General features: G+C 63.6%; 10 protein-coding genes and 2 pseudogenes. 6 read left to right on the top strand and 6 right to left on the bottom strand.

The window, feature by feature from the left end:
* The first annotated feature begins 575 nt into the window (after nt 1–575).
* Nucleotides 576–1334 (top strand): OmpW/AlkL family protein, encoded by a 759-nt coding sequence (locus GQ57_RS20015; RefSeq protein WP_031397711.1) that lies wholly within the window; start codon nt 576–578, stop codon nt 1332–1334.
* Nucleotides 1335–1422: 88 nt separating this feature from the next.
* Here the strand turns inward: GQ57_RS20015 and GQ57_RS39815 are convergent.
* Nucleotides 1423–1587, bottom strand: a pseudogene (locus GQ57_RS39815) (IS5/IS1182 family transposase); the annotation flags it as partial.
* 894 nt (nt 1588–2481) lie between these two features.
* On the opposite strand from GQ57_RS39815, the gene GQ57_RS20020 reads away from it, so the two are divergent.
* The 3 genes and pseudogenes from GQ57_RS20020 to GQ57_RS44400 all read left to right on the top strand — a co-directional run bounded on the left by GQ57_RS20020 (nt 2482) and on the right by GQ57_RS44400 (nt 4589).
* Nucleotides 2482–3954, top strand: a complete 1473-nt coding sequence (locus GQ57_RS20020) for a methyl-accepting chemotaxis protein (protein ID WP_052001415.1) — start codon at nt 2482–2484, stop codon at nt 3952–3954.
* Nucleotides 3955–4129: 175 nt separating this feature from the next.
* Nucleotides 4130–4342, top strand: a pseudogene (locus tag GQ57_RS44395) (transposase); the annotation flags it as partial.
* Nucleotides 4343–4412: 70 nt separating this feature from the next.
* Nucleotides 4413–4589, top strand: a complete 177-nt coding sequence (locus GQ57_RS44400) for an IS3 family transposase (protein WP_081896727.1) — start codon at nt 4413–4415, stop codon at nt 4587–4589.
* A gap of 98 nt (nt 4590–4687) precedes the next feature.
* Here the strand turns inward: GQ57_RS44400 and GQ57_RS20025 are convergent, their stop codons facing one another.
* Complete coding sequence (locus tag GQ57_RS20025) at nt 4688–6436, bottom strand: cholesterol oxidase substrate-binding domain-containing protein (protein WP_034198829.1); 1749 nt, start codon at nt 6434–6436, stop codon at nt 4688–4690.
* Nucleotides 6437–6903: 467 nt separating this feature from the next.
* Between GQ57_RS20025 and GQ57_RS44160 the strand changes: the two genes are divergently transcribed.
* Nucleotides 6904–7029 carry a hypothetical protein gene (locus tag GQ57_RS44160; protein ID WP_268810880.1) on the top strand — a complete coding sequence of 42 codons (126 nt, stop codon included), beginning with the start codon at nt 6904–6906 and terminating at the stop codon, nt 7027–7029.
* A gap of 319 nt (nt 7030–7348) precedes the next feature.
* Entirely contained in the window at nt 7349–8179 is an 831-nt protein-coding gene (locus tag GQ57_RS20030; protein ID WP_034198830.1) for a response regulator transcription factor, read from the top strand.
* A 427-nt stretch (nt 8180–8606) separates the two neighbouring features.
* Here GQ57_RS20030 and GQ57_RS20035 read toward each other — a convergent pair whose 3' ends face one another.
* The 4 genes from GQ57_RS20035 to GQ57_RS20050 form a co-directional block, all read right to left on the bottom strand.
* Nucleotides 8607–10310 carry a cyclic peptide export ABC transporter gene (locus tag GQ57_RS20035; protein WP_034198831.1) on the bottom strand — a complete coding sequence of 568 codons (1704 nt, stop codon included), beginning with the start codon at nt 10308–10310 and terminating at the stop codon, nt 8607–8609.
* A 37-nt stretch (nt 10311–10347) separates the two neighbouring features.
* The gene (locus GQ57_RS20040) at nt 10348–10827 is read right to left on the bottom strand and encodes a hypothetical protein (protein ID WP_031397717.1); all 480 of its coding nucleotides are present in this window, start codon (nt 10825–10827) and stop codon (nt 10348–10350) included.
* Nucleotides 10828–10880: 53 nt separating this feature from the next.
* Nucleotides 10881–11537, bottom strand: a complete 657-nt coding sequence (locus GQ57_RS20045; RefSeq protein ID WP_031397718.1) for a glycosyltransferase family 25 protein — start codon at nt 11535–11537, stop codon at nt 10881–10883.
* A partial coding sequence (locus tag GQ57_RS20050; RefSeq protein ID WP_034198833.1) for a condensation domain-containing protein occupies nt 11534–16148 on the bottom strand: 4615 nt, incomplete at its 5' end. The genes GQ57_RS20050 and GQ57_RS20045, both read right to left, overlap by 4 nt.

The raw sequence follows: 16148 nt of genomic DNA on the forward strand, positions 1-16148 counted from the left end.
TGAAATTGTCGTTGACCGGCCGTTAAGCGTGGGTGGATAGCCTGGAATCGTGGCTCCGTGATCGCTCCATTGCCTACCGGATCTGACGAACGTATCCGCCCTGTCCATGAGAGCGCGACCGGGCATCTTCGACTTCGGCATTCGCGACATCTCTAGACTGAAGCGCATCCTGGAGAACAGTGCCGGAAATCCGATCGGATCGGTCGAAGGGAAGGCGCGTTGAAATTTAAATTCGTAATCCGAATTGATTGTCTGGTTGCCCTGTTCAGAGTAAACCCCGGTGGGAAGCTTCGCAACACTGTCGGCAGGCAGACAGTGTTGCGGAAAGGCGATCCCTACGATTCATCGACCGGTTCGCTTCCGCAGCGGGATGCGCCCCGGTTTTGTTCGACCGTCCACGTTTGTTGTGGCGCTTGACCGGGTTTCCCCGGAGGGTTAACACGAACAGCTGGAAGATGGTTTGACTGTCTGCGGTCAATCGCACTTGCGTGTCGCGTGAATTTTGCCGAATGAATGTGAGAAGAAGGTGATTCATTTTAGTTAATTAGCTATCCATATAAAATAAGGAGACATGAATGAGGAGAATCGGAGCATGGATTGGCGCCTTGTCTTTGGGCGTCGCTTGTGGAAGTACGTTCGCGCAGAGTTCGGGCAGTTGGGTTGTTACACCGGGCGTTGCATGGGTCGATGCGGGGTTGTCTTCGTTCCGGAATTTGAGCAGCACGTCCGAGGCAGGGACGTTCAGGTCCGAAACGACCGGGCAGATTCACAATCTGCTTATGGCTGAAGTGCTGGTGGATTATTTCCTGACGGACCATGTTTCGGTGGAAGCCGCGCTCGGGGTTCCGCCCAAGCTCAATATGTATGAGCAGGGGATGGCGATGCCTTTGGGTCCTGCCGGGCCCGGAATCGACCTGGGCAAGCTTCAACCGCTTGCATCCGCACGCGCATGGAGCCCGACGATTTTCGTCAAGTACAATTTCAGTTCCGGCGCTTCGGCATTTCGTCCGTATCTGGGTATCGGGGTGAATTATTCCCGGTTTTCAGCCGTCCAGCTCGATCCGGCGTTCGCGGGATCGATGCAGGCATTCGCGGGGCCGGGCGGGACGGTCGATGCATCCCTGAGCTCGTCGTGGAATGCGGCATTCACCGGGGGCTTTTCATACAGGCTGGCCGATAACTGGTACGCGCTCGCATCGGCCAGCTACATTCCGTTGCGAGCCGATGCGGTTGTCACAGCCCACTCCTCGACGGGGCAGCAAACACTGGCGGTCAAGACACGTCTCGTCGGCGATCCGATCCTCGTCTTTGTGGGAATCGGGCATCGCTTCTGATCGCAAGCGAGTTGTCAGCGGGTCGGGCGACGGAGATAACCTTTTGCACACCCACGGGTGTGCAAGTCTGTTTGTCCAGGAGACCGTCTCATAAAGACTTTTGATTCCGCTGCAAGGTGTTCCAGCAGATCAGGCAGCAGCCAGGTTTGAGGAAGGGTTCATGGATGTCGGCACGTCGCTCGAAACGGATACGAAGGCGCCGGAGGTGATGCAACCAGGCACGCGTGCGCCCGACTGCCCAGCGAACCTTTCCGGGATCGCTGCGGTTTAGCGAACCAGCGACATAATCGCGTGGTCATCCGCAACCTCTGACTGTTGACGGACACTGGAAGGCGTTTCCTGAAGGCGGCGTAGCCCGGTACTCGAGTAACCCGCGCGTCAACTTCGCAACGAGCGCCACCCGATTTGCGGCAAAAGGACGCGGCAGGCTCGTGAGACGGACCTCTGGAATGCGGTGGCCAACCCCGCGGATATCAGTGTGATCCACCGTCGACATTACTGCTACGCCGCCCTCAGGAAATTCAGGACCCTATGGAAAAACTGAAAAGCCATTCGTCGTTGACATGGGAAGTCATATCAGTTAGCAGTAGCCATGCCTCTTTTTGAAACCGTCTCTTAGCGCACCGATCTGGCGGAGTTCGCCCAAGGTGTCGTACGCGCACCGGGTTTCACGATGCAGCGTTACACGAAGGCGGCGTTGGTCCTGCGTGTCATAGTCGGCCAGGCGTAGCGCAAGGCAAGGATGTCGATTGGCGTCGTACACGCCCTCGCACTACCGCAGAGCATATGATCTGCATGCGATTCGCCGTTTGCGAATCGTTCGCTCTCGACGCCGTGCCCGGGTTTCGCCCTGGAGGACTGTTTGACCGGCGTCGGCTCGGCTGCCGCGGACGGCTTCCGGCCAGGAAGAGACGATCAGCCAATCGTCCGGAATGGCCGACGTTCAAGCCAAGGCTGTCGTAACTGCCCATCGAAATCCCGCGAAGCCTGTTCCGCGCGGCTCAGGAATCGATGCCATTTGCCGTTATCCGTTGGACGGGACTGAGTCTTCAGCCGTCGCCAAAGCTAGCGCCAGAATCGACTGCGGCGCGCGAAATCAGGCGTTGTGCGTCAGCACCCGATAACGACAAGTATTCTCAGGTAAGTTATGGATCAGGTAAACAGCAAGCGGGCGGCTCAACGCGGTCCCAAGGACGACCTCGCCCGCATCGCGCGGAACGGCGATCTGGTGATGTATGCGACGTTGCTGGCATCGTTCGTTGCCTGCATTGCATTAGGCGTTGTCTACGACGATCTGGCGCTCGGACTGCCGTTTGCGTGCGCGGTCATACTGATCGGCAGCGGGTGTTACTTCATGGGTCGCGGCACCACCTGGGGTTGGGTCGGGTTGGTGAGCTGCAACGTCGCCGCTGTGACCTTGCACATACAACTCAGCCGTGGGCTGACCGAGTTGCACTTCGGCGTGTTCGTGCTGCTGGGCCTGACGCTGGTCTATCGCGACTGGCGCCCGATCGTGCTGGGCGCGGCTCTGTTCGCGATTCAGCACATTGCTTTCGATCGTCTGATGGCGCTGCATTTCGGCGTGTATTGCACCGCCGAAGCGAATTTCCCCAAGGTTCTGCTGCACGCCGCGTATGTGATTGTGCAAACCTCCATCGAGGTGTATCTCGCGATCGGCCTGCGCTCGTTCTCGATCGAGGCATCCGAACTGGCAGGCCTGGTGCGTCACGTGAACCGGAGTTCGGCGATATGTCTCGACATGTCGCCAGTCAACGTCAATTCCGCGTCGGCTCATTCGCTGAAAAGCGCGCTGACCCGCGTACAACAGGCGATGACCGAAGTGAGCCAGGCTGCCGACGCCGTGAAGCAGTCGTCTGCGGAAATCGCCTCTGGTACGCTCGATCTCAGTCGACGTACCGAAAGTCAGGCGATCAGCCTTCAGAACACTGTGGCATCGATCAAGCAAATCAGCGAAGGGCTGCGCGAGACCGCGGATACCACCACGCAAGCGGGTACGTTGTCAGGTTCGGCATCGTCTGCGGCCACCAGCGGCGGTGCGGCGATGAATCGGGTGGTCGAGACGATGTCCAGCATCGACGAGGCGTCGTCCCGCATCAACGACATCACCTCCGTCATCGACTCGATCGCATTTCAGACCAATATTCTTGCGCTCAACGCTGCCGTCGAGGCGGCGCGAGCCGGCGACGAAGGGCGGGGCTTTGCGGTGGTAGCGGGGGAAGTGCGCTCGCTCGCACAACGATCGGCATCCGCCGCGCGCGAGATCAAGCAGTTGCTCGCCGAAAGCGCATCGCGTGTGAAGATGGGCAAGGTGCTGGTCGACCAGACGGGCAGCGGCATGACGGACATCATCGACCAAACATCACGCGTAAGCGAACTGATTGACCACATGATGGACGCGACCGGGCAGCAGTCGGCTGGAATCGGACATGTGACGGAAGCGGTCTCGCAACTCGACGCGACTACGCAGAAAAATGCAGCGCTCGTCGAGGAAAGTGCGGCAGCGGCCAACAGTCTCGCGGAGCAGGCCGACCGCCTGCATCGGGTCGTGCAGCAGTTCTCTCTGGAAGAGAAAAACGCGCTGGGGGACGACGCTTTGTAAAGCCGCATACACCGGTTCGCCGGGCGCGTGTCGCATCGGTCGAGTGTGGTTGCCGCGTGAGGCAGCGATCGCTGACGACCGCGATTCGCGTGCCATACTCACGCGCATCATCATCCCGGCGTTGACCCTGCCTCGATTCCGCGTACAGCACGAAGTTTGATCATTTTTCGTCTGTATGAAGAAGCGCATGGCAGAGAACGCGGTACCGAGACGGCAGTACACGAAGGAATTCAAGGTCGAGGCGGTGCGGCTGACCGAGAGCGGCGGTCAGCATGAGGCCGCTCGCAGGCCGGGCGTCGCGGTGGCGACGCTGGGGAACTGCTGCCGCGATCAGCGCGATGGCAGTGCGCAGGCCGCAGCGGGATCGGCGCCCGCTGCGCCGAGTTCGCATGACGGTCTCGATGAGCCGGCGCACCAACGCGTGGGACAACGCACCGATGCAGCGCTTCTTTTAAACCCTGAAGGTCGAGCGCATTTGCCAAACGCGCTACGAGACCCGCACGCAGGCGCGCCTGGACATCGTCGACCGGATCGAGGGCTATGACAATCGACAGCGCATGCACGCGTCGATCGGCTACTGCACGCCCGTGAAATACGAAACCCTGCAGCGCTGCTGCATGACCCGCCGTACGTGAAAACCAGGCAGGGTCGCGAATGTCCGGCCACGATTGGCGTTCAAGCGAACGCCATCGGCAACATCCACGAATTTCGAGTCCCGCATCCGCCGGGATCGCTACGGCATCAACCGATCCAGCAGCGGCGACCGGAAGATCCGGTTCGGGTCGTAGCGTTCGAGGGTCGCGCGCGCCGTATCCCACGTGCTCGACGCCGGCTGTCCTTCACGATGCAGGTTCGGAATCGTGCTGGTGAGCATCGTGTCGTCTTGCCATGCAGCCGTATCGGTGTAGGCCCAACCCTTCGACCATTCGGGGCGAAGCGTCGCATACGAACCGGTGTAGTTCGAGAGCATCCATTGTTCGATCTCGCGATAGAAGCGATCGGCGGACGGCGTGCCCGGTAACGTCAGAATATCGAACCACACGGCGACGTCCCAATCCGGCCGGTCGGGGCGCGGCTTGAGTGCGGACAGGATGGGCACGGCCGCGCCGGCGCCGACATCGGCCGGCTTGTCGAGACCGGTGATGCGGATTTCGACGGGACCGTTCATCGGATACTCGCCGCGCGCCTTGTACGTGTCGACGCGGTTCTGATAGAACTGCACGAATTCGCTGATCACGCGCTGCACGTCGGCGCGCCGCGCCAGTACCGCGTAGCCGTTCGCGGTGACGCGCAGCGTCGTCGGTCGGATGTACTGCAGCACGGTGCGCGACCAGCCCCAGATATCCCCGCTGAGCGTGAGCGCGAGACCGGCGGCCGTGATGGCCAGTTGCGTCTGGCCGAACAGCGGCGTCAATGCGCCTTCGCCGCCGATCACGATCCGTTTGACGAGGTCCGAGATGGACTGCGGAATCGAATCGGAGAACGGATAGTTGTACGGCTGCGTGACGGCGCGCGACAGGAACGGTTTGCTGGGCGTCGGCGTCCAGACCTTGAGCCACGGGCTGGACGTGAACGGGAACCAGATGGCTTCCACCCGGCCCGCACGATCGAGAAACGACGCGATCGTACGGCCCGACGTGCCGGCCGGCGCAAACAGTTCGGATGCCGGAATGTCAACGTAGCTCTGGCAGCGTAGCCGCTGGTTCGGGCCCGCCGTCAGCGTGACTTCGACGACGAACGCCCGCCCGATGTGCGTGAGGAACGCGCCGATCTCGGGATCGCCGCGCTCGAACCGGCGCAGCACGTATTGCTGCCGGGCCGGATCGTACACGACCGCGGTGAGCGCGACCACGAGGTTGCTCAGCGAGCCGTAGGTGTGGCCCGGTTGCAAGGTTTCACCGGCCGCCGGCACGGCAGTGCCGTGTGCATCGATTGCGAGCGCACCGCCGAGCGTGATGTCGCCCGGCGCAGGCGCGGCAATCACGCCGAGGCCATACTGCTCGAGCGTCGCGAGCAACGACTCCAGCGAGATGCCCGTCTGGGCGGTGACGCGCGCGGGACTTGCCGACGTGTCGACGGAGACGGCCGTCAGCGACTTCGTCGTATCGAGCAGCACCAGGTTCGCGGCACCGGCGCCCGGATCCAGCGTCAGCGGCGACCAGTTGTGCATGTACCCGCGCGGGCGGATCCGGTAGCCGTTCGCGCGCGCCCAGTTGACCGCCGCGACGACGTCGTCGGCAGAGCGCGGCGCGGCCGTCCATACGTCCTGCACCGCGATTTCGCCGCTCCAGTTCTGGAACGCCTGCTTGTAAAGCGGGATATCGGCCGGGAAGCCGGGCGGCGTCGCGTCAGCCGTCCGCGCGTTGGCCGAAATCTGGTAGAGCGGCGTCCAGCCGGTGACGACGCCTGCAGCCGCGAGCTTCGCCATATCGGCGAGGAAAGCGCGGCGCGACGCAGGTTCGTCCTGGAAGTCTTGACTCATGGTGTGCTCCGTTTCTTCGGAATGGTTTTGACGATCGGAAAGACGACAGATAACGCGTTGATACCGGGATGCGGCAATTCGAACAGCGGAGATGCGAGGTAAAGCGTTGGCCGGTCCGGATTGAAAAGACGACCGGTTCGGCGATTCGCGGAAGCGCATCATCGCGGACCTCTGGAAGGAAATCCAAAAGCCGTCCGGTTTTTTCTTCAACTGGCGCCGGCCTGTCCTGCCGGCAGGCGAATAGGGGAATTCGACTGAATGTCGCGTGCCGAAGCGCTGGCTGAGACGATCAATAAAGGACGATTGCGCGTGAATATCTATTCTGACGTTTCGAATTTCTGAATAAAGTCACTCACAATTCATGACAGATTGATGATTTGCCCCTTACATCGCCGAAATGGTATCAATCTGTTCAATGTGTGACAAGCGGTGCGCAATGCCAAAATCGCGATGGAGAACGAATAATCATGGATGAAATCTACCTCAATTTCCCTGGAACGACGTTTCTCAAACGGAAGGAGACGCAAAAGCAGACACAAGAACTCCCGGGCGCAATGCACGGCCGGATTGTTGCGAAATATCGTGGAAAATAATGGCAAATATGTTCGTTGCAAAATGATGTGTGAATCAATTTCAGTTTTTATGAACGGGGCGCCTGAAGAAAATATCCAATTGTCAGCAAATGTCTTAAATCGTAGCTATCATACGCAGCTACGACATTCGTGCATCAAATCAATGAAGGGAATCGTTTCGATTTTTTTGTCGCGTTTTCTTCGGTAAACACGCGAGGAGCACGCTTTGATTCCGCGACGCTCAATGAACGAAATAAATGTTTCAGCTGATGGCAGGGTTCGCCGGCAATCGTCAACCCCTGCGCCGCCGTCATCAAGCACGCACGACAAGGAGAGTCAGATGGTCGCGATCTTCGCGAAGCTCGGGAAGGTGATTTCGAGCGCCGGCAGTGAGCGGTTCGCATCCGACATGCATGCATTGCTGGTCGGATCGATTCCGGTCGCAACCACCAGGATGACGGAATGGACGCTCGACGAGCCGGCGGGCGAAGTGGTCCATGTGGAATCGCTCGGTGCGTTCGGCGCGACGCGCGACGACGGACGCGGCGGCGCACTGGACGTGCACGGCGAGCGGGAACCGGCGACGCATCCGCTGCGGAACCGGATCGTGGCCGCTTGCGACCGCCAGCTCATTCACGTCGATCCGATGCGGCGCGGCAACGGCGGCGAGGTCGTGCCGCCGCGTGGGGCAGGCATCGGATTCCAGTGCCACCTCGTGTCGCGCAAGGCGAATCGCCGCTACGTGATCTCGTTGCATCGCGCGGCGTCGCATGGCGACTTTTCGTTGCAGGAGATGTCGTTCCTGAGGAATTTCGCCGATACGCTGCTGCCGCTCGTCGAGTGGCATGCATCGACGCGGCAGCAGGGCGTGCGCGAAGGCGGGACGCCGCGCGGTGCGGTGGCGGTCGCGTCCGGTGTCGAGGCGCTGCGCCACGAATTCGAATCGCGGCTTGCGCGCGCCTCGGTCGTGCTGTCGGCGCGCGAAAGCGAAGTGTGTCTCGGCCTGCTCGCGGGCAAGATGCTGCGCGAAATGGCCGGCGAGCTCGGCGTCAAGGAGACCACGGTCGAGACGTACATCAAGCGTGCCGCGGTGAAGCTCGGCATCAGCGGCCGGCACGGGCTCACGAAATGGATGATCGACAATTGCGCGCCGTGCACGGCGGCGGCATGACGCCGCTTCCGTTCGCGAATCGGATCGCGGTCCCGGCTTCGGCTGCTTCATCGACCATCCGTTCAACTCTGTCGGAAGACGCCTGACGAGGCGCCGAAGCTGCGCTCGCGCGCGACGCGCGCCGACATGATCCGAACATCGTGCCGCTCATCCATTTGTCAGGGATATCCGGGACAAACCGACGAAGCACCGGCCATCGGATCCGGTGCGGCGCGGCGCGCGGCGCAGCGGATCCGATCGACGCATCCGGCTCTTGACGCCGTCGCCGGCCCGGGCGATCCGCCGTTCGTTGAAAACGGGATCGCCGCGTGGCGAGGCGGTGTCGTCCGGCCGCCCGTTCGTTGCACGGAGGGTTCGACATACGCACGCGCGGCCACCGCATCGCATCGTCGCTCCGCCGATGACACCCGGCGGCCCGGGTCGCCGGTCATCCTGCCATGTCGGCGCTGACGGGACACCGGGCCGAATCCGAGTAGATGCGACCGCTATCCAGGCGAATGACCCGGCCGGCCAGCCTGAAATACTGATCGTCATGGGTCACGATGATCACGCATTTCCCCCGCGATTGCAGATCGGGCACCAGCACTTCGTAGAAGAATTTCTTGAAAACCGGATCCTGGTCGGCCGCCCATTCGTCCAGGATATAGATCGGGCGATCCTCGATGTAGGCGCAGAGCAGCGCCAGTCTCTTGCGCTGCCCCGTCGACAAGGCCGTGGTCGTCGAGTACGTCTTGTCGTGAATTTCGATCTTGCCGGCCAGCTTGAGGGTTTCGAGGTATTCCTGCGCACGCTCGCTGCTCGTGCTTTCATGGTCCGGCCCGATGATGCGGTTGAACAGATGGAAATCGGTAAATACGGTGGAAAACAGATTCCGGTACGGCTCCCGCGCATCGTCGTCGATGACCTTTCCATCCAGGGCAATATGGCCTTCGGTTGGCGCATAGAGGCCGCTGAGCACCTTCGCCAGCGTGCTTTTGCCGCTGCCGTTGCCACCGATCACATAGACCAGCTCTCCGGCGTGAATCGTCAGGTTGACGGGTCCCAGGACGAAGTCGGCCGACGACGCGTTGTCACGGTAGGTCATCTTGACGTCGCGCAACTCGATACGCCGCCATGACCTGATCGGCGTGGATTCCCCCATGCCGGGCGCGTGCGGCTGGCCGGATGAATCCGGCGTGTCGTCGATCAGGAAACCGAATTCCGCGAGTCGGGCGAGGGCGGTCTTGCCCTCGGCCACGATCGGCAGGATGTTGATCAGCATGGTCAGCGGCCCCATCATGTAGAGCACGGCCAGGATGCTCGCCGTGAGTACGGCGGGATCCACGACGCCGAGAGACGGCACGCCGAACAGCAGGAATCCGAGCAGGACCGCCACGGTGACCTGGCCGACGCTGTCGCCGGTCATGAACCAGAAGCGTTCGATGAAGTTGTAGCCCGCCACGCGCCGTGACGAGACTTCGATCGCCGCCTTGGTGAACCAGCGTCGTCTGGCCCGGTTGAGCTTGAGTTCCTTGATGCCGAACACGAGGCTGTGCGTGTATTCGTTGAACTGGACGAACTCGTCGCGCACGCGTTCCGTGAAATTGGCCGCCTTTCGATAGAACAGCAGGTAGAGCACCAGGCCGACGATCGTCAGCGTGAGCGTCGACGCGAAAACGATCCACGACAGATAGGCGAGATAGGCGACGCTGCACACCAGGACGACGGATTGAACCAGGATCGTCGGTATGGTGAGCAGGGTCTGGCTCAGTTGCGGAATGTCTTGCGTCAGCATCGTCAGCACATGCGGCGCGCCGCGCCTGTCGATCTCTTCCAGCGGCGTCGCCAGGATGCGCTTGCACAGGTTGACGCGCAATCGCGTCATGATCTTCATGCACGCGTAGGACGGCATCGCGGCAGCGCCGCTCCGGCAGATCACCGCGACGACGTTCACCACGATGAAGATCGTCAGCAGCATCGGTCGATCGTCCTGGTCGTGAAGCACCCGGCCGATCAGGCCGACGCCCGCGATCGACGCCACGCCGCTGATGAGGCCCGTCAGGACCGTGCCCAGGGTCAACCAGGGATGACTGCGCCACATCAGGGTGACGGCTGAGTGCCACGGCGGCGATTTGCTTTGCGCGGAGTCCATGAGTCGCTATTCGGAAAGGCGTGAAAACGGGAAGGGCTCAGTTGACCAGGTGACTGAGTTCGATGGCGTGCGCCGCCGATCTCAATCTCGACGAGGCCTCCTGCCTTCCGAGAAACGTGATGCTTTCGACGATTTCCAGCGGCGAATCGGAAAACAGGATGCAGCACTTCAGCAGGCGCTGCGCACGGTCCCAGCCGACGTTCATGGAATCGGCCACGCCCTGCAACGCGGCCTCGACCGACGCGGCCGTCCAGCCGTCGTTCCGGATCAGTTGCGACTCGATCAGCCGAAGAAATTTCAGCAGGCTGCGGGGATTGCTTTCGATGCTGTACATGAGGAGGTAATCGATCCGCAGTTTCTTCGTGATCAACGGATAAATCAGGTCGATCACGCCGGCGGTCGATTCGCATTTTCCGTAAGCCAGCGAAATCGCCTCGCCGAGCTTGTGGTCCCGGTGAAGCGCATCCAGCGCGGCCTGTACGAACGCCGCTTCATGGTCAACGGTAGTGATTTGCATGAGATTCAATGGCCTGTCGAGTGATGGATTGCGGCGAGCGTGGGCCGCAGGCGTTACCAGCCATCCGGAATCGGCATGGAATAGGCCAGCGGCTTTTCCGGCATGACTTCGTCCATGATGTCGGAGTAGCCGGATTCCTGGCCGACCAGATTGGGCTCGAAGCAGTAGCAGTTGAACGTCTTCTGCAGGACGAGGTTGTTGCGGTCGTTGATGGCCGGCGGGTGTTCGTTGATCGCGATGAACGCGTCGTAAAGCGAATCCCTGACGACGTACGCATGCGCGGTCAGCGTCTCCACGGTCTTGACGACGTTCGGCGCGACGGGAATGGGCGGCGCGAAGTGATACGCGCCCAGAAACAGCATGTGCCAGTCATCCGGCACCTGCGCGATGAACTCGGGGAAGCGCGCGGCGAAATCGGCGGCGAAGAACGCGTCGTCCTCGAAGATCAGGACTTCGCTCGCGCCGGCGGCCTTGGCCTGTTTGACGGCGGCGAGATGGCTCATCGTGCAGCCATAGTCCTGCGGACGCATGTGGCTCAAGGATTCCGGCACGCTTACCAGCCTTGCATCGACGGCGGGCAGCCGTTCCACCGTGAGGATGTTCTGCCCGGCGAATTTTCGCTGCATCGCCTCCCAGCGATCGGGACGCCGGTCCAGGTTGATGCAGACCTTGCGGGCGAAAGTGTTGTCGATCGTCGGCGTTGATTTCATGAGGGCGTTTTTTCCAGGAACTGATTGACGTGGGCCGCGAGGACGGCGGCATGCGGATCGAGCAGCATGGTCAGGTGGTCGCCGGGGACGTCCGTCACCTCGACGGGAAGCGCCGAGAAGCGTGACCACCCCCAGGCCGGGTCCAGGCGAAGCTGCGCGATCTCGGGCGACGGGGCATGGTCGCCGGGATCGCGCCCGGTACTGCGGAACAATGCGATCGGCACGGGCAGCGGCGAGGCTTGCGGCGCGTAGTGCGACTTGAAGTTGGCCTGATAGACGCGCAGATAGGCGCGCAGGCGGTCGGGTCCGGCGTCCGCGAACCAGCTGCCGCGAGCGCCGATCCGGTCGAGGATCAGGCCGGCCTGGCCGTCGGGGTCGAGCGGAACGAGGTCGTCTCGCGTCACCTGAAGGTCGGTCCCGAGGAAGGTGCCGATTTCGTGGGCGATCGCGACCAGCCATTCGGTGTCGTCCCAGTCCTGCCAGTAGGTGGCGGCCGGGCTGTCGATGGGGGCGGACGCATCGAAGATCGCCAGCAGCTTCACGACGGCGCCCTTGGCGACGAGCTGCCGGCTCATTTCGAGCGCCACCTGCGCGCCGAACGAGTGGCCTGCCAGGTAGTAAGGGCCCGCGCCCACCAGCGGCCAGATGCGTTCGATGTGACGGGCCGCGATGTCTTCCACGCGGGTGAGCGGCAGGCAGGCGCCGTCGAGGCCGAGCGCTTCCAGCCCGTGAATCGCGTGGGTTCCGCTCAGGTGGTTCGCGAGCGGGTGGAAGTAGACCACGTTCCCGCCGGCGCCCGGCAGGAGGAACAGCGGCGCAGCGGGACCGCCGTCGCGGATCGGCACGAGCCCGCCGGCAGGCGCGGACGGTTCCTGCGTGGCCAGCGCCGCCGCCAGTTTCTCGATCGTCGGATTCTCGAAGAGACAGGAAATCGGCAGCCGGCGATCGAACGCCTTCTCGACATTGGCCATCAGCTGGATCGCGATGATCGAGTGACCGCCGAGATCGAAATAGTTGTCGCTGACCGTGATGTCGTCTCGCTTGAAGATCCGCTGCCAGATCTCCAGCAACGTGCTTTCGTGCGCCGTCGGCGCGACGGCGCGTGCCGCCGTGGCCGGACCGGCGGCGGGTTGGGCGGCAGGTGCGGCCACGTCGTGCGGCGCGCCCGGCTGGCGACCGGCGGCCGGCGCATCGGCGAGCTGGCCGGTCGACAGGTCCGGCTCGGCGGCGAATCGCTCCAGCAACGCGCGGAGGGTGTCCAGCATCTGCCGCACCACGTCGGGCGCGACGCGGTGTGCGTCGTGCGAAATTTCGAAGCCGATGCGCTCGTTCGGGTGCACGGTCAGGGTCAGCGGGTAATTCGATTCCGCGAAGGCGCGGGTGTCGAGGATCTCGATGTCGTCCGGCCCGAGATCGGGAGCAGCGGCAACCGGGAAATTCTCGAACACCAGCAGGCTGTCGAACAGGCTGTCGCGGGCGGGCAGTTCGCTCCATGACTGGATATCGACCAGCGAACTGTACGAATGCGGCTCCATGGCCGTCTGGGCCGCGTGGACCTCCGCCAGCCATTCGGTGAAGGGGCGCTCCGGCGCGATGCGCAAGCGCAACGGCAGCGTGTTGATGAACAGCCCCGCAACCGACTCGACGCCGTCGAGCAGCGGCGGGCGACCGGACACGGTGACGCCGAAGACGACGTCGTCCGCTCCGGTGTGGCGCCGCAGCACCAATGCCCAGGCAGCGCGTATCAGGACGTTGAGGGTGACGCGATGGATGCGCAGGAGCGCTTGCAGCCGCGCGGCCAGGGCCTCGTCCAGCAGGAATTGCTGGGTCCGGCGCGTAGCCTGCCGAGCGGCGTCGCCGGCGGCCTGCCGGGCCGGACCGGCCGCGATCGGCGTGGCGGCATGGAACCCCGCCAGTTCGGCGCGCCACCAGGTTTCGTCGGCGGCGCGGGGATGGCGCGCGAGCCAGTCGATGTACGTGCGGTATCCCGGCGCCGATGCGACGGCCGCGGGCGCGTCGGTGCGGACGAGCGACAGGTAGTCGTCGAACACTTCCTTCATCAGGATGGCGGTGCTCCAGCCGTCGAGAATGATGTGGTGCGCGCTCCAGCAGAAGCGATGGCGCGTGTCCGTTTCCTGGATCAGCGTGCAGCGGAACAACGGCGCGCGCTGAAGATCGAAGCCGCGCCGCCGGTCCTCGGCGAGGAAAGCGTCGAAGTCCTGCGCACGGCGGGACGCATCGCGGGCTCGCCAGTCGAGGCACGTCCACGGCAGCTCGACCGTGTGCAGCACGGTCTGGACGGGCTGATCGCGATCGGCCCACGCGAACGCGGTGCGCAACACGGGATGGCGCGCGAGCGCGTTGGCCCACGCATGCCGGAGCGCCGGCACCTGGAGCGGGCCGCGGACGACGAAGCTGAACTGCTGGAAATAGGCGGCGGGATCCAGGTCGTACAACGCATGGAACAGAATGCCCTGCTGCAGCGAAGAGAGCGGGTAGCTGTCCTCGATGTCGTCCCATGCGGTGTCCTGGACCGACGCCGCGAAGTCGAGCAGGCGGTCCTTGAAGTGCGCGGCCAGGTTCTCGACCGTCTGCCGCTGGTGCAGCCGCTCGCCGTAGCGCCAGTCCACCTGAAGCCTGCCGTCGACAACGGCGGCGACGATCTCGAACGCATGCGTGCGCTGCGACCGCTCGGCACGCAGCGAACCGAGATCCTCGGCCGCCGGGCGCCAGCCTTCGGATTGCTGCAACACGGTATCGAGCTGCCCGTGATAGTTGAAGAGGATATCGGCGTGCGGCAGCGCGGCGAGATTGTCGCGCACCGCGTCATCGGGGCTCAGGTAGCGGAGCAGCGAATAGCCGAAGCCTTCGGCCGGAATCCTGCGCAACTGCTGCCGTGTGGCACGGAGCGCTTCCTCCGGCGTGTGCCGGGCGTCGGCCTCGAGCACGACGGGGTAGATGGAGGTGAACCAGCCCACCGTCCGGGTGAGGTCGAGCGGCGCATCCGACACGTGGCGGCCGTGACTTTCGAGATCGATCCGGGTGCGGCCGTTGCCCGTGACCATGCTGCAGGCTTGCGCAAGCGCGGCGAGCAGGACGTCGTTGATGCGGGTGTCGTGGGCCCGCGGCAGCCGGCGCAGCAAGGCCGTCGTGGCGGCTTCGTCCAGCTCGAACGACACGGACGCCGCGTCGCCGACCGCGTTGCTGGCCGCACCCGCGGCCGGATAATCGACCGGCATCGGTTCGACGGGCTGCGCGACGAGGGCCTGCCACAGCCCGGCTTCGTCGCCGATGGCCGGCGACCGGCTCAGTTGCTGCAGATGCAACGCCCATTCGCGGAACGAAGTCGTCTTCTCGGGCAGCGGCTGGCCGTGGTAGGCCGCGTGCAGATCCTCGAGGAGCACGCGCCACGACACGCCGTCCACCGCGAGGTGATGGACCGACACGAACAGGCGGGCCGACGGCTCGTCCGCCACGCAGAACAGCCGGGCCGCCAGCAGCGGGCCGTGCGTGATGTCGATGCCGCGTTCGGCTTCGGCGGCGGCGGCGCGCATTGCCGACAGGCGCTCGCCGGCGTCGCCGGCGATCTCCCGCTTCTCGAAGCATGCGGGCGCCTCGCCGCCGGCGACGACCGCCTGGGTCCAGCGGCCCGCGCTGCGCGAAAAACGCAGCCGCAATGCGTCGTGATGTTCGTGGACTTGCCGGAACGCATCGGCGAGCCTCGACGCGTCGATATCCGCCGGCACCTGGATCAGGACCGTCTGGTTGTAGTGCGACGGCGCATCGGTCTCCTGCTCGAAGAACCAGTGCTGCACCGGTGTGAGCGGCGCATCGCCCAGCGGGCTGACGCTCGACGCATGCATTGCCCGCTCGTCAGGTGCGGCGGCCAGTTGCGCGATCGTCTGGTACTGGAACAGCTGTTTCGCCGTCACGCGAAGTCCCGCCCGATTGGCGCGCGCGATGACCTGAATGCTCAGGATGGAATCGCCGCCCAGTTCGAAGAAGTTGTCGTGGATGCCGACCGAAGGCAGTTGCAGCACGTCTTGCCAGATTGACGCCAGCAGGATTTCCCGGGGCTCGACGGCCGGCGCGTGCGGCAGGGCCGTGTCGAGCGTGTCCGCGGGGGCGGGCAACGCCTTGCGGTTGATCTTGCCGTTGGGCAGCATCGGCAAGGACGCCAGCGCGACGAATTGCGACGGCACCATGTAGTCCGCGAGCTTTCCGGCCAGATAGGCGCGAAGATCGGCGAGGTCCGGCGCTGCGGTCGCGACATAGGCGATCAGGAACGTTCGGACGCCTGCCGTTTTCGCGATCACGACACAGTCGTCGACCGCCGGATGCGTGCGCAGCGCCGCCTCGATTTCACCGGGTTCGATGCGCAGGCCGCGCAGCTTGATCTGGTGATCGATGCGGCCGAGGAACTCGATATTGCCGTCCGGGCGGTAACGCGCGAGATCGCCGGTACGGTAGAGGCGCGCGCGCGGGTCGGTCGAGAACGGGTCGGCGATGAACTTCGCGGCGCTGAGTTCCGGTTCGCCGTGATAGCCGAGCCCCACCGGCGTGCCGCCGATCAGCAGTTCGCCCGCGACGCCGAGCGGCGTGGGCTGCATG

It is taken from the genome of Burkholderia sp. MSh2 (genome assembly GCF_000731655.1).
Taxonomy (GTDB): Bacteria; Pseudomonadota; Gammaproteobacteria; order Burkholderiales; family Burkholderiaceae; genus Burkholderia; species Burkholderia paludis.

Excerpts from the sequence above, each read along its gene's own strand:
- GQ57_RS20015 (WP_031397711.1), top strand. The coding sequence starts at position 576 with ATGAGGAGAATCGGAGCATGGATTGGCGCCTTGTCTTTGGGCGTCGCT.
- GQ57_RS20020 (WP_052001415.1), top strand. The coding sequence starts at position 2,482 with ATGGATCAGGTAAACAGCAAGCGGGCGGCTCAACGCGGTCCCAAGGAC.
- GQ57_RS20025 (WP_034198829.1), bottom strand. The coding sequence starts at position 6,436 with ATGAGTCAAGACTTCCAGGACGAACCTGCGTCGCGCCGCGCTTTCCTC.
- GQ57_RS44160 (WP_268810880.1), top strand. The coding sequence starts at position 6,904 with ATGGATGAAATCTACCTCAATTTCCCTGGAACGACGTTTCTCAAACGG.
- GQ57_RS20030 (WP_034198830.1), top strand. The coding sequence starts at position 7,349 with ATGGTCGCGATCTTCGCGAAGCTCGGGAAGGTGATTTCGAGCGCCGGC.
- GQ57_RS20035 (WP_034198831.1), bottom strand. The coding sequence starts at position 10,310 with ATGGACTCCGCGCAAAGCAAATCGCCGCCGTGGCACTCAGCCGTCACC.
- GQ57_RS20040 (WP_031397717.1), bottom strand. The coding sequence starts at position 10,827 with ATGCAAATCACTACCGTTGACCATGAAGCGGCGTTCGTACAGGCCGCG.
- GQ57_RS20045 (WP_031397718.1), bottom strand. The coding sequence starts at position 11,537 with ATGAAATCAACGCCGACGATCGACAACACTTTCGCCCGCAAGGTCTGC.